Source organism: Legionella wadsworthii DSM 21896 = ATCC 33877 (assembly GCF_000701265.1).
GTDB classification, from domain to species: domain Bacteria; phylum Pseudomonadota; class Gammaproteobacteria; order Legionellales; family Legionellaceae; genus Legionella; species Legionella wadsworthii.
The window spans coordinates 21,089-39,601 of record NZ_KL370759.1; the positions used below are offsets into that span (position 1 = coordinate 21,089).

Genomic DNA, 18,513 nt, shown 5'->3' on the forward strand with positions numbered 1-18,513 from the left:
AAGTAAAAAATACCAAAGTTAGAATTGATTAATCCATTTGTCAATTAGGGAGAAATGTTATAAATAGTTTGGCACTCATGTTTTGGCACCTTGGAACTGGTTACCCCATAGAAAGAACCTTTATTCAAAAAATGACATATTTTTTTGGTATCCCATTGATTGAGACACTGGGATAATATTTGGTGCTGACAAGAAGGAAAAATAGCATTGGGTGCTTTAATCGCATGGTATTGCAGGTTTTTCCATTGGTTAGTATCCTTGGTGTAATAAGTAGAATAATCTTTTATTCTCATATTATTCCCCATATGAAATATTTTCATCCCTGGATAATTATGATGGATACGGCTAATAGCTGGAGTAGAAAAAGCATAAACATTCGTTCCATCATTTAATTTTAATCTTCTGATCTCATCCATGTGGGTATGTCCTGTAAGAAGGGTAATTTCCTTAAAAGATTTTTTATTGGAATTTAATATTTTAATAAACTCTTTCAAATATGCTTTATGCCATATGGTCTCACCCCTATAGGAAGTGCCAGGCGGTTCATGCATGGCAATGAGCAGTTGTTTTGAATGAAGTTTTTTTAATTGCTGGTTTAACCAAGAAAGTTGAATGGATGCATCATGTTCTTGATGAGGATATCTTGCAAGTATCGGTGTATTTGTCCATTGGGTTGCATTGAGAACGATCAATATAATATTTTTATTTCCAGGGATTACATAGCTGGAATAATATCCATCGTGATACATGTGGCTTTTATCTATTATTAATTCTTTGCAATAAGCACAAGCTCCATTCCATTTTGACGTTAAATTTAAGGGAGAAACACCATTTCTTTCAAAGGGTTGATAATTTCCAAGCAAGGAATCATTATTTCCTGGAATATAAAATAAAGGTTTCTGAGCTTTATCATGATGGTATAATTCTGCAAAGACTGTTTTTTCGAAGGCTTCTTTTTGTGGGAAATTCCATAATGAGTGTGTCGGTAAATCGCCCAAGCAAAGAATAAAATCTACTTGTTTGCTTAATGTCTTAAACTTATTCATTGTAATTTCTAGAAACTCTGTTCCCGTATCTTCTCCATCGCGAGATAAATTATTGTTCCCATAATGGATGTCACTTATTGTTAAAAAACTAGGTGCAGCCAATACAGTATTAAAAAAACAAAAAATCAATAAAAAAAATACCACAAATAAATGCAATGGGATCTCCAATTTAATCTTCTGGCCATTTATGCCCCAGGTAAGAGCTCTTTAAAATTTTCTTTAAGCTGCTTCACGAATACTCCAGATTCTGTGATTGCTATCCAAAATATCGGATGTTTGCAACCATAAAAGGGTAGGGCTTCCAGAAAGATTTATGGGGATCGACTGGGCGGACAAAAGCACTGCAAAAGGATATTTTTTAATTACAGCTTGTAATGCGGACCACACTTTATGCGGGTCAGCCTGATTGTCCTTTACTATAAGCTCATTATTTCTATAGACAACATGCACAGGTTGTTCTTTAAGTGCATTTCGTATTGCGGATTCCAAGCGTCTCCATTTAGCTTGATGTGTTTTTTGCTTATCAGATTGTGTAGGATTTAACTGAAAACTGATACGTTGATGTGGGGAAAAAACACGGCTCAATCGGCTGCTTTCTGGACTTTTCTTTAAGAAATAGGTGCATAATGCATCTAATATAGGTCTGCCCGGACCAGATGCTTTACCTGGTTGTCTATTGACATAGAGTGCAAAAGCCAAAGTATGGCCATTTGCGGCATATAAATAACCTGATAAACTATTGATACCAGTCATGGTACCGGTTTTTGCCCGTACAAAGCCCTGCTGGGTGGGAATACGAAATCTTTTTTGTAAAGTTCCATCCCGTCCAGATATAGGTAATGCAGAAATATATTCATAGGACATTGGAAAACGTTGGTACAGAAATTTTAAAAGAGATATGGTTTGTTCAGGAGTCACTAAACTGTAGCGGGATAACCCTGAACCATCTGTAAAAATGGCATTAGAAAAATCAATTCCAGTTTGTGATTGTAAAAAATTTTTTATGAGCGGTTGCGCTTCTCTCCAGTTGACTGGTGCTCCATTAATTTTTTCCGCAGCATGCAAATACAAGCTGTCTGCATAGAGATTATCAGAAGGTTTTAAGGTATCTGCCATCAATTGGGATACGGGTTTAGAGTATTGTGTGGCAATGATTAAAGAACCCGGAGGGGTCTTACCTAATTGTACCTCGCCATTGATCTGAATATGGGTTTTTGCGAGTTGATCTCGAATCATGGCTTGAGCATACAATAAAGGGTTTTTTATCGCCAAACGTTGTTGGATAGCCCATTGCCCAATCCCAACACATCCTCGAACGGTTAAATGATTGTCTTTATCCAAACTAAAACCTACCCCACAGCCTTTGGTATTATTGTTGGTTGTCGCCTGATTATTTAAAAGAATTCCACCGCCGCCATCATCTACTTCTACTACTGCAGGATCGCCCGCTTTAACGCCAGGATTTACAGTGACAGTCAAACGATTAGAATCAACCATAACAGGAGCATTTGGTGCACCATAACTGTAGGATAAATCCGTTATGAGCCAACCAGGCGGGTAGGGATCAACTTCAGCCAAACTGCTGTCGATGAATACGTTTCCTTGAATGGTATTGATATCCCATTCCTTTAATGTAGAAAGTAATGTTTTTAAATCGTTGCGGTTGAATGAGGGATCGCCGCTCAACTTCACATAAACATTTCCTTGAAGTATGCCCTGTTGTATTTTTCCTCCGCTCACGCTTAATTGGTTTTTGAAACGATAATCTGGACCGAGAACCATCAACGCTGCTGCTTCCGAAAATAATTTGAGATTACTCGCTGGAATATACAAACGTTGGGGATTCCGGCTGTAAAGCGTCTGTCCCGAAGTCAGGTCAAAAACTACTGCGCCCAGATTCACATTAGGGTTAATATGCTTAATTAATTTATCCACTTCTCCCTGAATACTTATTCCATGAGATAAGGTCGATAATGCCAATAAAAACACGCCAGTTAATGTGCTTTTCATCGTTGCCATTCCTTTTTTTTGAGCCTATCCTGAGTAAATATGGAGAAATATCGCTTAATCATAACGTAAGCCCAATCGCTCCAAAAGTCCTGCAAGAGTGTCATTATTAAAAAATTTTACTTGCAACCACCCTCCATCACCTTCATTGACTATTTGTACAGGTGCCCCTACCTGCTCTGCCAAAATGGTCTGTAATCGCTCAATATCCCGATCATTTTTGGAATTTTGCGAAGGAACAGATGCTTTATTTTTGTGGGTTTTTACAGCATATTCTAATTGCCGTACGGACCATTGTTCGGTGATAGTTTGCCCTGCAAAATATTCCTGTTGCGCTGGATTTAATCCTACTAGAACACGGGCGTGCCCAAGAGATAAGCTTTTATCACAAATCATATTTTTTATATTGTTACTTAAGCTCAATAAACGAATAATATTGGCAATGTGGCTACGCGACTTCCCCACTAATGTGGCGAGCTCATCTTGATGATAATTAAATTCATCAATAAGACGGCGATACGCACTAGCCTCTTCGATTAAATTTAAATCTTCCCTTTGAATATTTTCAATCAAAGTGAGTGCACAAGCTTGCTTGTCAGTATAGTGCCCAATCAGGCAAGGAATGGTTTTCAATCCTGCCATTTTCGCAGCGCGCCATCGCCTTTCTCCAGCGATGATTTCATAACTCTGCTTTGCAATTATTCTTACGAGGATTGGTTCAATTAAGCCGTGGGATGCAATGGATTCGGCGAGTTCTTTTAATGTTGTCACATTAAAATCCTGCCGTGGTTGATATTGCCCTGCTTGAATATTTTCTATGGGTATATGATGAAGTTCAACGTGCATCGAAAATAGTATTGGATTGAATGGGTGTAAATTGTTTCATATTTTATTGTGAATAGAAATAGAGTTGTAACAATGCAGGAGCTTTAAACACTTCAAGCATCGATGATTGGGCAAAAATCTCTCTCCCAGGGGGGGGAGAACTATAACATAGATGTGTCATCTCCCTCTCCCGCTTCGAGAGAGGGTATTGAAAAGCTTTTTTCTTTAAAACAAACCATAAAGAATTGCGGAAATAGCAATAATCCCAATACAAGTAGTAAATAGATTACTCGCCCGATCGGATTGATATTTTTTCATGGCAGGAATTTTAGCAATCGCATACATCGGCATAATGAAAAGTAAAATTGCAATAATTGGACCACCAAGCGTTTCAATCATTTTTAAAATATTGGGATTAATGGTGGCAACAATCCAACACGTTAAAACCATAAAAATTTCTATAATCAACTGTAATTTATCTTTACTTATTGTTTTTCCTGTGGGTTTTAACATATTGACAATAATACTTCCTAAACCTTCCTTAGCCCCTAAATAATGTCCCAAAAAGGATTTGGAAATCGCAATAAAAGCGATAACAGGAGCAATACAGGCAATTAAAGGGGTTTTAAAATGATTCGCCAGGTAGGAAAGGATAGAAATATTTTGTTGTTTTGCCTGTAGAAGATCTTGAGGGGAGAGACTAAAAACACAGCTAAAAACAAATAACATCACTGAAAAAACCATTAGTAAATGGCTGTAACGCATGATGGTGGTACTGTTACGTTCCGCATGCATACCATGTTTTTCTTTTTGATTGACTGCAAACGAGGAAATAATTGGGGAATGGTTAAAGGAAAAGACCATCACGGGAATGACCAACCATAGAGTCATGAGAAGGCCGTGTCCACCGTTAGCCTGCAATGAATTGCCTTGTTGCAAGATAGCACTATTCCAGTTGGGAATTAAATAAATAGATAAAAATAATAGGATACTGGCGAAGGGATAAACCAAAACAGACATCGACTTGACGATGATTTCCTGCCCAAAACGAATGATGATCATCAGTGCAAGAATAAGTAGGATGGAGAGAACTACTCTAGGAGGTGCAGACATACCCAATTGATTCACAATGAAACTTTCAGTGGTATTGGTAATGGCGACACTGTACATCAACAAAATCGGATAAATGGCAAAAAAATATAAGCCGGTCAGTATCCTTCCTGAAAAAGTGCCAAAGTGTTCTTCAACAACTTCTGTAATATCTTTTTGAGATGAAGAACCTGATAACACAAAGCGGCATAATGCACGATGTGAGAAATGAGTCAAAGGAAAGGCCAGCACAGCCATAATAATTAAAGGCCAAATCCCATTAAGTCCCGCATCTATGGGAAGAAAAAGAGTTCCTGCACCTACAGCAGTACCGTAAAGACTTAACATCCACACGGTATCATGTTTTGTCCATGAATCCTTTTTATTTAATGCATGAGATGAAAGTATCGCTGCAGATTCTTTTGATGACATTTATACATCCTTTATAATCCAAATTGTACAATATTAACACTGAGAATTTATTATTTCAACAAATAATGAGGCTCAGGGTATGCTTCGCGAGTACTTTATACCATTTTGGGCTTAATATTCCAGTTTTGTGCCGTAGAGTCGATCACCTGCATCACCCAAACCGGGTATGATATAACCTTTTTCATTGATTTGTTCATCAATTGCTGCGGTGTAAATGGGAACATCAGGATGCTCCTCATGAAATGCAGCGATTCCCTCAGGAGCGGCCAACAAACAGAGAAATTTGATGGATTTGGGTTCGATTATTTTAATTTCTTTAACTGCAGCAATGGCAGAGTTTCCTGTAGCCAACATAGGATCAACGACAATAACATCTCTATCACGAGTATGTTCTGGAAGCTTGATATAGTATTCCACAGCCTCTAAGGTTTTAGGATCACGATACAAACCAATATGACCAATCCTTGCCGTAGGTACCAACTGAAGCATGCCATCGACCAAGCCATTGCCTGCGCGAAGTATTGAAACAAAAACCATTTTTTTCCCTTTTAAAACAGGCGATTTCATTACAGCGAGCGGTGTTTCTATTTCTTGATATTCCATTTCCAAATCACGGGTGATTTCATAAGCGAGAAGCATACTGATTTCATGCATCAAGCTACGAAATTTTACGCTGCTTGTGTCTTTTAGGCGCATAATCGTGAGTTTATGCTGAATTAAGGGATGATTTACTACAACAACTTGCTGGTTATTCATTTTAACTCCAACTGCGGTTAGATAAAAATTTGGCTTATTTAAAAAACTGTTCCATCACTAATAATTTGTATTGGTGGAATACCCTGGGGACGTTTTTGCTTTGCAATCCTTCGCCCTGCTTCCCAAGTACCGCCTTGCAGGATTTTAGCCAAAGGAAGAGCTTCGGTGTTTTTTTGCAGTTTCTTTCGAATTAACAAAGATAATTCATCTAATAAAGCGATGGTTAAAGCTCGCCACTCCACAATAATTTCTGAATCAGGGGTAAATGCTTTGCTGAGGTTGTTGCTATTTTTTACCTGAAGCAATCCGCAATCAATGAATAAACCTCCATTTCGATATTCTGGTAATCCAGTGAGATCATCCAGGTCGGTTACTGTAATTTTTGCTTGTTCTAATGGTTCAATTAAAGAATAGGTTAACCATTGAGACAACTTATGGAAGGGCACAAATTCAGATCCTGGATCATCAGTTTTTAGGGGTGGATACAGCCATACATCTCCTAAGGGAACTCCCTGAAATAAAGTTCTGGCAGGCCATATTTCATTAAAAGTATTGAGTACTTCTTTAAAAATTTGCAATGTACTCAACGTGTTATTCACTGCCAAAGAGCAGATATAGGAAAAAAAGTTACCTAAGCGCCCCTCTTGTCCGAATAGGCTTTCTTTTTTTAAGATTAAGTCTCCAAGACGATTGAGCAGAGTGACTCGTCCTGTAATACCTTCCAAGGGATTCCGGGGTGTAATTTGAAAAGTTTCAGCTAAATCATTTTGGTTAAAAGACACTAATTTTGTTGCATCGACCCTTAATGGTTCTGCAGGATTTGCACTTAAAGTCCCTTTTTGATAGAGAGACAAACTTGCCAGAGCAAGTCCCTCCGAGCGAGAATATTCAATGCCAGTCTCAGAGTCTAGATACCGCCAATGTTGTCCGGCACCAGCATCAAGAAGCACACTGATGATAACCAGTTCATAAAGAATTTTCCCTCGTTCTTCTGCAGGTAAAATTCCGAATGGTTCTATCATTTTTTGTATTCGATTCCTGCCTCCCACTTCGAAATGACGCCAGCGGCTGTGATATGGAATATCGAGGTTTGGATAATTATCTTCGATGACTTCAATCACAAAAGAAGCAGTACTGGTCATCTTTTCAGGATCTAAAGCAAAATTGAGTGATTGATTGTGTTTTACGCGTTCCAAAATAGCCTGAGCCCGTGCACGAATGGTATGGGGATTTTTTAAAACAGCCAATACTTGTTCTATTTCCTGTTCATTACTCATTAAGATCACGTCCTTTTGTTTTTGCAAGTTCATTAATGTCTACAATCCGATCAGGTGAATAATAACCTGCAGCTCTTTTGGCATACATTTCTACTTGGGCATCAGGGGGAATGAGGTTCTCAGGAATCGTCACTCGTTCTGTAACCTGAATTCCAGATTTAAGCAGTGCATCATATTTCATATTGGACATGGAAACAAAGCGGTGAATTTTGGTTATCCCAAGCCAATGTAACACATCAGACATAAGCTCCTGGAAACGCATGTCTTGAACTCCTGCAACACACTCTGTTCTTTCAAAGTATTTTGCTGCAGTATCTCCACCTTTTTGTCTTTTTCGAGCGTTATAAACTAAAAATTTGGTCACTTCACCTAAAGCGCGTCCTTCTTTACGATTATATATAATTAAACCGGCTCCGCCTTTCTGGGCTGACTCAATGGATAATTCTATTCCATGGACTAAATAAGGCCTACAGGTACAAATATCTGAACCAAAGACATCAGAGCCATTGCATTCATCATGTATCCGGCAGGTGAGTTCTATTTTTGGATCATGGATGGTGGTGACATCACCAAAAAAATAGGCGGTTAGACCTCCTATTGGAGGTAGAAAAACATCCAAATCAGAACGGGTGACCAGTTCTGGGAACATCCCAGCTGTTTGTTCAAAGAGAGTGCGGCGCAAAAGAGATTCAGAAACGCCAAAACGCTCAGCGATACCAGGTAAATACCAAACAGGTTCCAGGGCCGCTTTAGTAACCGCAACATCACCAGATTCTTTTAGGATTTTTCCATCGGGGATAAGCCGGCCGTTTTGAATTGCGTTTTGCATCTCAGGAATATTGATATGCGCTTTTGTCACCGCAATTGTAGGACGAATATCATAACCCGCTCGAATTTCATCAGCGAAGACCTCGGCTACAAGATGTCCCCAAGGATCTAGGGAAACTATTCTTTGTGGATCGCACCACTGAGGGTGAGGTCCTATAGCCACGGGAGGTGTCGTATCTGTCAGGTCAGGAACATGCTCAGGATCCAAGACTCCCGCAGCCACAGCCAGAGCTCTATAAACGGAGTATGATCCAGAATGGGTACCCACAGCATTACGGTTTTTTATATTGGTCAAAGATGCGATAACCGGTCCACGTTCCTTAGGATTTTCTGCCGCCCATTTTATTTTTAAAGGTGCAGCAGTATGTCCAGAAGGATGGGAGGATAATACGATATGTCCTTTGGATTTTTTTTTTGATTCTTCTTGTACCATGGTATTAATCCTTTAAGTGACGACACTTGATTAATCCATCATAGCAGAAGAAATTATCAGGTAGAAAGTACTATTTTCCTTATTATTTAGATAGGTAAACAAGACTCATTGTACTGGAATAATATTCTGGTTATCATGCTTTGTTTTTAAAATGCTCTTGAAAGAATGGTTGGATCCTATATTGGAAGGGAGCGTTATTTTGGTCTGCTGATAGCACCTGGTTTTAATCTGAAATCATATTAAGGAAAAGTATCATGAATATTTTAATTGGTTGCTTAATTGTTGCCATTTTAATTCCCTATGTACTCAAAATGGTGGTTGCCCATTTTATGCAAAAAGAAGGAAAATACGACAATCATTATCCTCGGGTTCAACAAGCGAGATTACAAGGCATGGGCGCACGGGCGGTTGCTGCGCATCAAAACAGTTTTGAATCATTGCTTCTTTTTGCAACTGCAGTATTAACTGCTATGGCTACCAAGCACACCGGGGCTACCATACAGCTTTTAGCTATTATTTTTATTCTGACGCGAATTATATATAGTTATTTTTACTTAGCCGACAAATCCACTTTAAGATCAGCGACTTGGTTTGTAGGTTTTATTTGTTGTTTGGCTATTTTGGTATTTTGTATGATCTAAAACAATTTAAAAATCATAAGCACTGTCATTAATTTAAAGTTAGGGCTTTGAATGCATAAAGAAAAAGAGGTTCCGCAGGTTTCTTTACAACCATTATTGATTTTTGTCGTTTTAATGCTCATGGTTTTGATGCAAATGACTACAGATCAATACATCCCCTCATTACCTGCAATCACAAAAATATTTCATAGCAGTGAAGCATCCAGTCAATTAACTCTATCTCTTTTTATGCTGGGGTTAGGTATGTCCCATGTGTTTTATGGGCCTTTATCCGATAAAATAGGACGCAAACCACCGCTTATGTTTGGTGTAGGACTCAGTATATTGGGTAGTTTATGTTGTTTTCTCGCTCCTACAGTTTTAGTCTTAATCATTGGTCGCTTTATACAAGGTTTTGGAATTGGGTGCTGTGGTTCCGTGGGGCGCTCTTTAGTCCGTGATCTTTTCACTGATAGAATATTATCAAAAATAGGATCCTATGTTGGTATTGTGAGCGTTTTTATTATGGTTGCCTCACCAGTTCTTGGCGGATATATTCAGGAACATTTCGGTTGGCGTTTCAATTTTTTATTTTTATTCATTTTTGGTATCGGTATCTGGATTTTAGCATGGTGCACATTACCAGAAACAAACCATCATCTTAACCCTGACGCTATTAAATTTAGAGTCATGCGAGAAAATTACTCTATTCTTTTAAAGTCAAAAGTATTTTTAGGTTATGCATTGTGTGCGTGCCTTGCTTCTGCTGGTTTGATTGGCTATTTAGCAATAGCCCCATTTCTTTTTCAAGATGTATTAGGTCTCAGCCCTATTGAATTCGGACAATTGACCATTTTTATTGCAGGAGCGATTTGCATCAGCGGAATTATTAACAGCCAAATGGTCATGAACAAGGGTGTATCTTACATGGTATTCTTTGGAATTGTGTTCATGCTAATGGGTGGTTTTATTTTGCTGATTCTCGCGATTTTAGGATTGCAAAATGTGCTTTCTATCATGATACCCGTTTCAATATTTAGTATGGGGTTAGGCTTTACTTTTATTAATGCATTTGCAGGAGCATTTCATCCATTTCCTAAAATGGCTGGAACAGTAGGGGCTTTATATGCGTGCATGCAGGATTTAAGTGCCGCATTATCCAGTGGCATTATTGCATTTGGTAAATGGTATGACCAACTCTCCTTAGCGATTATTTTGATTATTTTAGGCCTTGGTTCTTTCGCCTCATGGTATTATCTTGCTTCAAAAGATGTTTAAAAGGGTGTTGTATTATGAAAATTACTGATGTTGAATTAAAAAATATTATCTCCAAATTGTCTGGTTCCAAACCTGAAGAAATTCATGACGAAACAGCATTAATTGAAGATCTGCACTTGGATTCTTTAAAAATTGTCGAGTTATTAGCCGTTTTGGCTGAAGAATATAATTTAAATGTCACTGAAGAAGATGCAATGAATTTCCATACATACAGGGATTTATTTGTTTTTACCCAGACACAGGATTGATTTGCTGTTGTGATTTACAGGACTTATAGAAATTAAAAATTCTCTGGGTGAGGAATCTTTAATCCGGGTTCCAGCGCATGCTTTCACCCAGATTTGAGAAAGAATCAAACATTAAAATTTAAATATAGGATTTAAATTATTTTCTTTATCCAACTGGGTGAAATAGGATAGAAGCATGTAAAGGACTAAAGCACCTGTGATCACACTTCCACCAAATAGCATCATATTCTTTGAAGAATAATTAAGGTCAAATTTCTTTTTGGGTACAGGTAGGGCGACTTTATACCATTCATGATCAGAAGAAAACAAAGCGGCGGAAGGATCTATCTTTTGATAACGATTTAACAAGTGTTCCCATTGTGTTCTATGGATTTTTTGTTGCGATACCGCTTCTTCTTTTAATAAAACACTACTACTTTTTTGAAGATCGGATTGCTTTAAAAATGTTTCATATTTCTTATGCAATGTTAATATGGGGGTTGCAAACTCCTCATCGCAGTAGCGAGTTGTGGCATTCTTTTTTAATATAATCCGTGCATGAATGGGAATAGTGGAGGGAAGCTCCATATCGGGATTTTCTTTAATGCTTTTGGCTAAATCTAAAATATGTAACGCAATGGCAGCACTGTCGTATTCACATTGCTCCTGGACTTTACTTTTTGGTCTGGAAGGGGTAGAGCAATCAATTTGTGCTGCTTCTCCTATTTTATTCAGTAGCGCTAATTGCTCTGCTACTCTCTCTTTCACTCCAGAATGAATATTATTTTCGGAAAGAAGCCATCCTGCATAGGCTCTCACATATTCCTGTTCCATATAAAATTTGGTTTGGTCTAAGAGAATTTTAAAATGATGTTGATCTTCAGCACCTTGTTTTGGATTGTCTATTAATTCAAGAAGTTGTCTTGCAAATTCCAATAATTCATTCACTTCATTAAAAACTAGTTTTGCATTGAGACGTGCATCTGGACCTACACCTAATGTGGCTAATGAGACATATTTTTTAATTTGAACATCAATTAATTCACATAAAAATTCAAATAATTCTTTCTTTTCTTTCATCATTCTATCCATTATAAAAGTAGGTGACCTAGGTTATTCGATGATTTCCATCGATGCAAATAAAACATGTATTTTCTTCCTTCTCATATCCTTCTTTTCCTTTATTTCAGTCAAACAGATATATAATAAAATAAGAAGGCGCTTCTCAGGAGAAACATGGAAACCAATCGTGGCTTATCGGTAACAACCCAGTCATTTGAAGTCATAGAAAGCATCAACCATTTTCATCAACACGTTTTAGGAGCTGGTAAAGAACCTCATTTGATATTGGATGCTGTGAAAAATTACCCCGGTAATTTTCTTCTGCAGGTTTATGCTGCTGCTTTTTTTCTTTATGGCCAAACTGATATTGCCACAACAATGGCTAATGATCATTTAACTGAAGCTGAAAAATTAATGCATCCAGTGAATTTAAGAGAGAAATTGACTTATCAAGCAGTAAAAGCTTGGATGAATTTAGAATATGAAAGTGCCTTAACTATTTTTACCGCTTTGACGGAGCTTTATCCGCGAGATACTTTAGCTGCAAAATTTGCAGAATGGTTATTTTATTGTGCTGGTCAAGCTTATAATGGGCACTCCTATTTGCATTTTTGTGATCGCATCTCGGCACATAATCAAGATGAATCCCATTTCATTGCGATGCATTCGTTTGCCGCGGAATTATCAGGACATTTCACCCAATCGCTTCGTTTGGCAGAAAATGCTTTGTCCCTTGAACCACTAACCCCTTGGGCGCACCATACCCTTGCTCACATTTTTCTCAATACAAATAATAGTGACAAAGGGATAGCCAATTTAGAAACATTTCGAAGTAGTTGGGATAACATTTCTTCACTACTTCGTGGACATAATTGCTGGCATCTTGCGTTATTTTATTTGTCATTACGCCGGGAAAAGAAAATTATGAAGTTATATTCCTATATTTTTGGTAACACTCCCGAATTGATAACAGAACAAATTGATGCCATCTCTTTACTATGGCGCATGGATATGGCAGGTTTACCACAATTGGAGAAATATAGGGTTCTTGGAAGTTATTTGGATGAAATCCCTCCTATGCAATATACCGGGTTTAATACAGTGCACTATATTTACTGTCTTTCTCGTTTGGGGCAGCAAGATAGAGTGCAAAAATGCCTTCAACTCATTGAAAATTATGGAATGAACCTTCCAAGAGGATATAAACAAACACTCTGGCTTACCGTTATTCTCCCTTTGAGCAAGGGGATTCATGATTTTGTGTATCAGGATTTTAAATCCGCTTGCGAATGGATCACTCCCTGTATCTCGAGATATACGGAAATTGGTGGGAGCGATGCACAATCAGAAATTCTGGCACAAACTTATTTGCTTTGTCTTCTCAAGAGCGATAAAAAGAGCGAGGCAAAAAAATTTTTTGATTTTCATCTGGCACATTATCAAGCAAGCGCCCTTGCAGAATATTGGTTCAGTTCCTATTGATCTGAATACCTGGCACAAATATGAGTTTTTTGGAAAAACACAACAGAAGTGGATCCTCCATGCTTCAAATGACTTCCAAAAGTGCACAAGCGGCAATTCCCCCTCCGCCAGCTGCAACGAGCAAAACTTTATCTTCTGCTTTGATGTTTGCATTGATGCGAAGATAATCTAAAGCGATGCCAACGCTCGCCCCAGAAGTATTTCCGGTTTCTTCCACAGTTTTGATGAGACGATCTTCAAAAAAACCCAGTTGCTTCGCAACAGATAAAATCAAATTTTTATTCCCCTGATGAGGTACTAACCATTGGATATCGGCGGTGCTGAGATTTATCGACTTTAAAAACTGTTTCGCTCCATCGACCATCCCATGCACCGCTTTAACAAATAAAGCGGTGTTTTCCTTAATCGTAATGTACAATTGTTCTGGATTTTTGCATTGATTAGCCGGCAATCTTGAGCCTCCAGCAGGTGTCGATACGGTATCACTGACTTCACCATCGGCAAATAAAGCAGAAGCAATAATTCGAAATTCTGCACCTTCCTTTTCGGGGGATATAATACAGGCAGCGGCTCCATCTCCAAAAAGGACGCTGGTCGCAAAATTAGTTTTATTTAAAAATTTTGAACGTATCTCACTTGCAATTAATAAAACAGAGCTTGTACTTGCTTGAGCTAATGCTGTGCTTGTGTGCAAACCCACAATGAACCCTGCGCATGCTGCGCCAATATCAAAAGCGCCAGTATTTTGTAATCCCAAACGATGCTGGACCAAAGGACTTGTAGGAGGCGCCAGATAATCACCCGAAATTGTAGCCAAAATGATTTGATTGATTTTATTTTTTTCCATAGGCTTTGCAGCAAAAAGTTTTTCAGCTGCAAGAACAGCTAAATCACTACATGCCTGTTCTTCATTAACCCAACGCCTGGTTCTAATTCCTGTCGAGAAACTGATTAATGCTGGATTTTGCGAGCTCTTCATCCAATCAAGTATGTCTTGGTTACTTATCACCCGTTCTGGCAGAGCGCTAAATGGACCTTTGAGATAAATATTCTTTTCAGTACAGAGTAAATTCATGATGAGAACATTCCTTCGGAACGCAGAAGTGGTAAACCCCCGCTGACAGTGATTACGGATCCCGACATAAATGAATTGGGTGATAATAAGGGATCTAATGCTTCTGCAATTTGTTCTGCTTCTCCCATTTTGCCCTGAGGAATTATTTGTTCCATTCTTTTTTGATATGCGGGTTTGCTCCAGAATTGCTCTGTTCTTGAGGTTTTCACCAACCCCACACGCACAATATTTGATAAAATATTGTTGGCGCTATAATCTACTGCAAGATTAAGAAATAACCCTTCAAGCGCTGCTTTGGTGGCACAATAAGCACCATAGCGACTGGTGCCGGATATTGCTGAAAGACTGGAAATAAGAATCAAGCGTCCAAATTGGTTGGATAGAAAAGCAGGTAATAATTGATGAATGAGCCAGAGGTTGCCATGTAAATTATTATCTATATAGCTTCTTAGTGCAGGATAAGGCAGTGCATGTAACTTGCGAAGATGGCTGACACGGGTAAAGGCATTGAATATGACTCCATCTAAAGGTTCTTGTAGCAAATTCTCAAGATCTTCTTTGCTGCTTTCGGGATTGGAAAAATGATAAACAAGACCTCTAACCTGCATCTCTTGTTGGTGGTATTTATTTAATGTCTTGGTAAGACTTTCCTGACTGGAGCTGGTGATAATAATCTTATCTCCAAATTGTACTCGTCTTTTGGCTATGGCCATACCGATATCGGATGAACCACCTGTAATCAAAATATTCATTGTGCTCCCAATTCAATTAAATGCTTTTCTAGCGTGGCAATAGACTCATAGTGTTCTTTAATTAAAGGTATCACTGGAATTTTAATTTGAAACTCTTGTTCCAGTTCAATGATAAGTAAAGCCAACATCAGACTATCTAAACCTCCTTGTTCCAGTGACGCCTCTTTCTCATGGGGAAGATGAGCCAGGCCAATTTTTGATAGCGTATTGTAAATTCTTTCAGTGAGCATCTCATTCTTCCTTATGGGTTAAAACCAGAGTTTTTCTGTCCAGTTTTCCGTGGGGATTACGGGGCAATTTATCAAATAATTGTGCTTTTATCGGAAGTTTTTTAGGCAAAAAGTAATCTTTTATTTGTACTGTAAGCATTTCTTCTGTTGTATTGGATGGAAAATGATTTTTTTCAAAACAAGCCAATAATCGTATGCCATATAGTTCGTCGACCAAGGGGATTACCAGAACTTCTTTCATTCCCTGGAGATCACAAATTGTACGCTCTATTTCAATTAAATTGATTTTTTCACCTGCAATATTGACGATGTAATCCAATCGCCCTTTGATAGCTATCAAGCCTGAAGACAATTGCTCTGCCAAATCCCCAGTATAAAACCAACCGTCTTTCGTCAGAGCTTGTTCTTCACCAAGATAACCTAACATCAATTGTGGGCCCTTAATGAGTAATTCATTTTCTTTAGATAGATTGACTTGCCAATCACCTATTGGATAGCCAGCAAAGTCTGTAAGAAAGAGAGGATCTTGACTGGAATAAGTTAATACTCTCGGTGAAGCTTCTGTCAAACCGTAATTATTATAAATGATTGCTTTGGGAAAAGTTTGCATCAAACGATCACGCATCGAGACATTCAATGGAGCTCCAGCAGAGACAATCGATCTGATTTTGGCTGCACTTTCGGGAAAGAGCATTGCCATTTTTTGAATAGCGACCCAATGAGACGGTACCCCGCTCCACATTTGAGGGATTGAGCTTGTTTCTAACACATTTTTAATATCGGTAAACTGGGTCATTATGTGTGTTTTTATGCCTGCGCATAAGCCAGGTAATAATTGGCCAAGCAAGCCGAAAGAATAAGACAATGGTAAAAATAGTAATTGATCCTTGATTCGGGAAAATTCCAGGGCTTGAATCACCGCATTACAATTAGCCATAATGTTTTTAAGCGAAAGCTGCACTGCTTTCATTGATCCCGTACTGCCTGAGGTAAAAAGTACCAGGGCAAGATCAGGATGATGTTGGATCAAATGATCTTCTTTCATTTCCAGAAGTTCCCCTTGATCGTCAACAGTCATACTCCGGCCTAGAATGTCTCTTTTGCTCTTTTCAGAATCACCAACAGTCATAAGCGCTACCGGTTTATTGATATTCAAAGCCGCTAATAATTGAATGATGAATATTGAATTCGGTTGGGCTGTTAATACCAAAATTCCAGAAGGCAATTTTTTAAGTGCCAATTCCATTTTGAGAACTGCTGTTTCTAAATCGGCAAAGCTGAAACATTGATCCCCAAATTGTAAAGCGATTTTATACTTACGATCGTGAGAGAAAAACTGCATGATTTTAATCCTTAACCTTCTTCAGCTGCCAGGAAGATATTATCGGCATTGTCTCATCCAATAAATTATTCTTGCAGAAATTACGGCGTATTTTCCCACTTGTGGTGTAGGGAATTGTTTTGATGGGTATTAGAATAATATGATGAATTTCTAGCTGATGAGCATGATAAACCAGTTCGAAAATGGTATTAAATAAAATATCTTGTTCCTCAACGCTCATAAAACGGTTTTTTACTTCACATAAAACGGTGAGTTCATATTCATGTTGGCTTTGAATGACAAAAGCAGCGCATTTACCAAGAATGTTTTGAATTGGGGCATTTTGAATCGTGTATTCAATATCCTGGGGATAATGATTTTTACCATAGAGTATGATCAAATCTTTAATGCGACCAGTCACATATAATTCATTATCGTGAATAAAACCTAAATCACCAGTCCTTAGATAGAGTTGATTGCTGTCATCATTGGCTATTTTACCATGGAAGACAAATTGTGTTTCTTCCTCTTGTTGCCAATACCCTTGTGCAATACTGGCACTTGATACCCATATTTCTCCTATTTGATCTTCTTCACAAAGTGTATTTTTATCCGGATCAACAATTTTCACTGTTTGTATGAACTGGCCGCAACTCACCAAACTGAGGTTGTCTGCACTTCCTTCTGCAGCAAAACTTACCCGATGGTTCTGATACGATTCTTTAGCTAAGCTAAGGGAGCGATAGGAGGTATTTGGTATCGAGCCTGTAACTAATAAAGTAGCTTCAGCAAGGCCATAGCATGGAAAAAAAGATTCTTTTCGAAATCCATAATTTTTAAATGCCTGATAGAAATGTTCCAAGGTTTCTTTTCTAATCGGTTCTGCTCCATTAGACGCAATTTGCCAGCAGCTTAGATCCAGATCTTTTTTCTTCTCCTCCTTAATACGTTTGACACAATAATCGTAAGCAAAATTAGGGCTACCGCTTATGGTGGCTTTATAGTTGCTAATATTTTGTAGCCAGGAAAGAGGATTTTGTAAAAAGGAAAATGGAGACATCAAATAGGCAGGAACACCTGCATAGATGGGAGTTAAAATATAACCGATTAACCCCATATCATGATGCGGGGGAAGCCAGCTAAAGGATATGGATTCTTCATTTAATCTAAAAACGGTATCTATTTTTTGGATGTTATCTACTAAATTATTATGAGTCACGATGACCCCTTTGGGATGCATTGTCGATCCAGAGGTGTATTGTAGAAAAGCGACATCATGCCCACGAATTTGCGGAGGTTGCCATAAAGAGCTCATTTGCAACTGTATAGTCTCTATCGCGAAGCAAGGAACTTGGTGAAAATGAGTATTTCCATTTTGATCTGTCTTGGCAAATTTATTGAAGTGATGCTCAGTCATCATCGCTAAAAAAGGGTTTGCATTTTGGATAATCCTGAATGCCTTGTCGATTAATTTAGTTTGAGCAGGGGGATAAATAGGAACTGCAATACATCCTGCATAAAGACAGCCAAAAAAAGCCTGGATTAAAGGTAATCCAGGTGAAAATAGTAATAAAATTCTATCACCAGGTTTTGCCCCACTCAATTGTAAATACGCTGCAATAGCCTTTGCATGTTCATCCAGCTCCGCATATGTCATTTTTTCTTCTTGTTCTTTATTGATGAAAGTACAAGTAAGTTGATTTGAAGTATGAATCGCTCGATATTGAACTGCGTCCACTAAAGAGGCATTGTCATAAAACTTTTTATACATTG

17 protein-coding genes are annotated in these 18,513 nt (G+C 38.2%); 4 read left to right on the forward strand and 13 right to left on the reverse strand.

The features are described 5' to 3' along the window. Positions 1-44: 44 nt before the first annotated feature. The 7 genes from BU07_RS0106135 to BU07_RS0106165 all read right to left on the reverse strand — a co-directional run bounded on the left by BU07_RS0106135 (position 45) and on the right by BU07_RS0106165 (position 8,693). Complete coding sequence (locus tag BU07_RS0106135) at positions 45-1,202, reverse strand: metallophosphoesterase (protein WP_035899018.1); 1,158 nt, start codon at positions 1,200-1,202, stop codon at positions 45-47. A gap of 63 nt (positions 1,203-1,265) precedes the next feature. Further along, positions 1,266-3,056: a D-alanyl-D-alanine carboxypeptidase/D-alanyl-D-alanine endopeptidase gene (dacB, locus tag BU07_RS0106140; protein WP_031564279.1), complete on the reverse strand. Its 1,791-nt coding sequence runs from the start codon at positions 3,054-3,056 to the stop codon at positions 1,266-1,268. A gap of 54 nt (positions 3,057-3,110) precedes the next feature. Further along, the gene (locus BU07_RS0106145; RefSeq protein ID WP_031564281.1) at positions 3,111-3,899 is read right to left on the reverse strand and encodes a ParB/RepB/Spo0J family partition protein; all 789 of its coding nucleotides are present in this window, start codon (positions 3,897-3,899) and stop codon (positions 3,111-3,113) included. A gap of 204 nt (positions 3,900-4,103) precedes the next feature. Continuing rightward, positions 4,104-5,399, reverse strand: a complete 1,296-nt coding sequence (locus BU07_RS0106150) for a serine/threonine transporter (RefSeq protein ID WP_031564283.1) — start codon at positions 5,397-5,399, stop codon at positions 4,104-4,106. Between the two features lie 111 nt (positions 5,400-5,510). Continuing rightward, positions 5,511-6,155: a uracil phosphoribosyltransferase gene (gene upp / locus BU07_RS0106155; RefSeq protein ID WP_031564285.1), complete on the reverse strand. Its 645-nt coding sequence runs from the start codon at positions 6,153-6,155 to the stop codon at positions 5,511-5,513. A gap of 38 nt (positions 6,156-6,193) precedes the next feature. After that, positions 6,194-7,432, reverse strand: coding sequence for a URC4/urg3 family protein (locus BU07_RS0106160; RefSeq protein ID WP_031564287.1), 1,239 nt, complete (start codon positions 7,430-7,432; stop codon positions 6,194-6,196). Then, positions 7,425-8,693, reverse strand: a complete 1,269-nt coding sequence (locus tag BU07_RS0106165) for a GTP cyclohydrolase II (RefSeq protein WP_031564289.1) — start codon at positions 8,691-8,693, stop codon at positions 7,425-7,427. The genes BU07_RS0106160 and BU07_RS0106165 overlap by 8 nt, the downstream gene beginning before the upstream one ends. Before the next feature lie 254 nt (positions 8,694-8,947). Here BU07_RS0106165 and BU07_RS0106170 point away from each other — a divergent pair, with 254 nt between their 5' ends. The 3 genes from BU07_RS0106170 to BU07_RS0106180 are packed head-to-tail and all read left to right on the forward strand — an operon-like array spanning position 8,948 to position 10,839. Next, positions 8,948-9,334 (forward strand): MAPEG family protein, encoded by a 387-nt coding sequence (locus BU07_RS0106170; RefSeq protein ID WP_031564291.1) that lies wholly within the window; start codon positions 8,948-8,950, stop codon positions 9,332-9,334. 51 nt (positions 9,335-9,385) lie between these two features. Next, on the forward strand, positions 9,386-10,591 hold the full coding sequence (locus BU07_RS0106175) for a multidrug effflux MFS transporter (RefSeq protein ID WP_031564293.1): 1,206 nt from the start codon (positions 9,386-9,388) through the stop codon (positions 10,589-10,591). Positions 10,592-10,605: 14 nt separating this feature from the next. Continuing rightward, positions 10,606-10,839, forward strand: coding sequence for an acyl carrier protein (locus BU07_RS0106180; RefSeq protein WP_031564296.1), 234 nt, complete (start codon positions 10,606-10,608; stop codon positions 10,837-10,839). A gap of 111 nt (positions 10,840-10,950) precedes the next feature. Here the strand turns inward: BU07_RS0106180 and BU07_RS0106185 are convergent, their stop codons facing one another. After that, positions 10,951-11,901, reverse strand: coding sequence for a hypothetical protein (locus BU07_RS0106185; protein WP_242601840.1), 951 nt, complete (start codon positions 11,899-11,901; stop codon positions 10,951-10,953). 153 nt (positions 11,902-12,054) lie between these two features. Here BU07_RS0106185 and BU07_RS0106190 point away from each other — a divergent pair, with 153 nt between their 5' ends. Then, entirely contained in the window at positions 12,055-13,362 is a 1,308-nt protein-coding gene (locus BU07_RS0106190; protein WP_031564300.1) for a tetratricopeptide repeat protein, read from the forward strand. Between the two features lie 64 nt (positions 13,363-13,426). Here BU07_RS0106190 and BU07_RS0106195 read toward each other — a convergent pair whose 3' ends face one another. Genes BU07_RS0106195 through BU07_RS0106215 form a run of 5 tightly spaced genes read right to left on the reverse strand, consistent with a single transcriptional unit; the run spans position 13,427 to position 18,511 of the window. After that, positions 13,427-14,437, reverse strand: coding sequence for a 3-oxoacyl-ACP synthase III family protein (locus tag BU07_RS0106195; protein WP_031564302.1), 1,011 nt, complete (start codon positions 14,435-14,437; stop codon positions 13,427-13,429). Then, positions 14,434-15,189: an SDR family NAD(P)-dependent oxidoreductase gene (locus tag BU07_RS0106200; RefSeq protein ID WP_031564304.1), complete on the reverse strand. Its 756-nt coding sequence runs from the start codon at positions 15,187-15,189 to the stop codon at positions 14,434-14,436. The genes BU07_RS0106195 and BU07_RS0106200 overlap by 4 nt, the downstream gene beginning before the upstream one ends. Continuing rightward, entirely contained in the window at positions 15,186-15,419 is a 234-nt protein-coding gene (locus BU07_RS0106205) for an acyl carrier protein (protein ID WP_031564306.1), read from the reverse strand. Before BU07_RS0106205 ends, BU07_RS0106200 begins: the two co-directional genes overlap by 4 nt. 1 nt (position 15,420) lies before the next feature. Then, on the reverse strand, positions 15,421-16,761 hold the full coding sequence (locus BU07_RS0106210) for a class I adenylate-forming enzyme family protein (protein WP_031564309.1): 1,341 nt from the start codon (positions 16,759-16,761) through the stop codon (positions 15,421-15,423). A 4-nt stretch (positions 16,762-16,765) separates the two neighbouring features. After that, entirely contained in the window at positions 16,766-18,511 is a 1,746-nt protein-coding gene (locus BU07_RS0106215) for a fatty acyl-AMP ligase (protein WP_031564310.1), read from the reverse strand. Between the last annotated feature and the right edge of the window lie 2 nt (positions 18,512-18,513).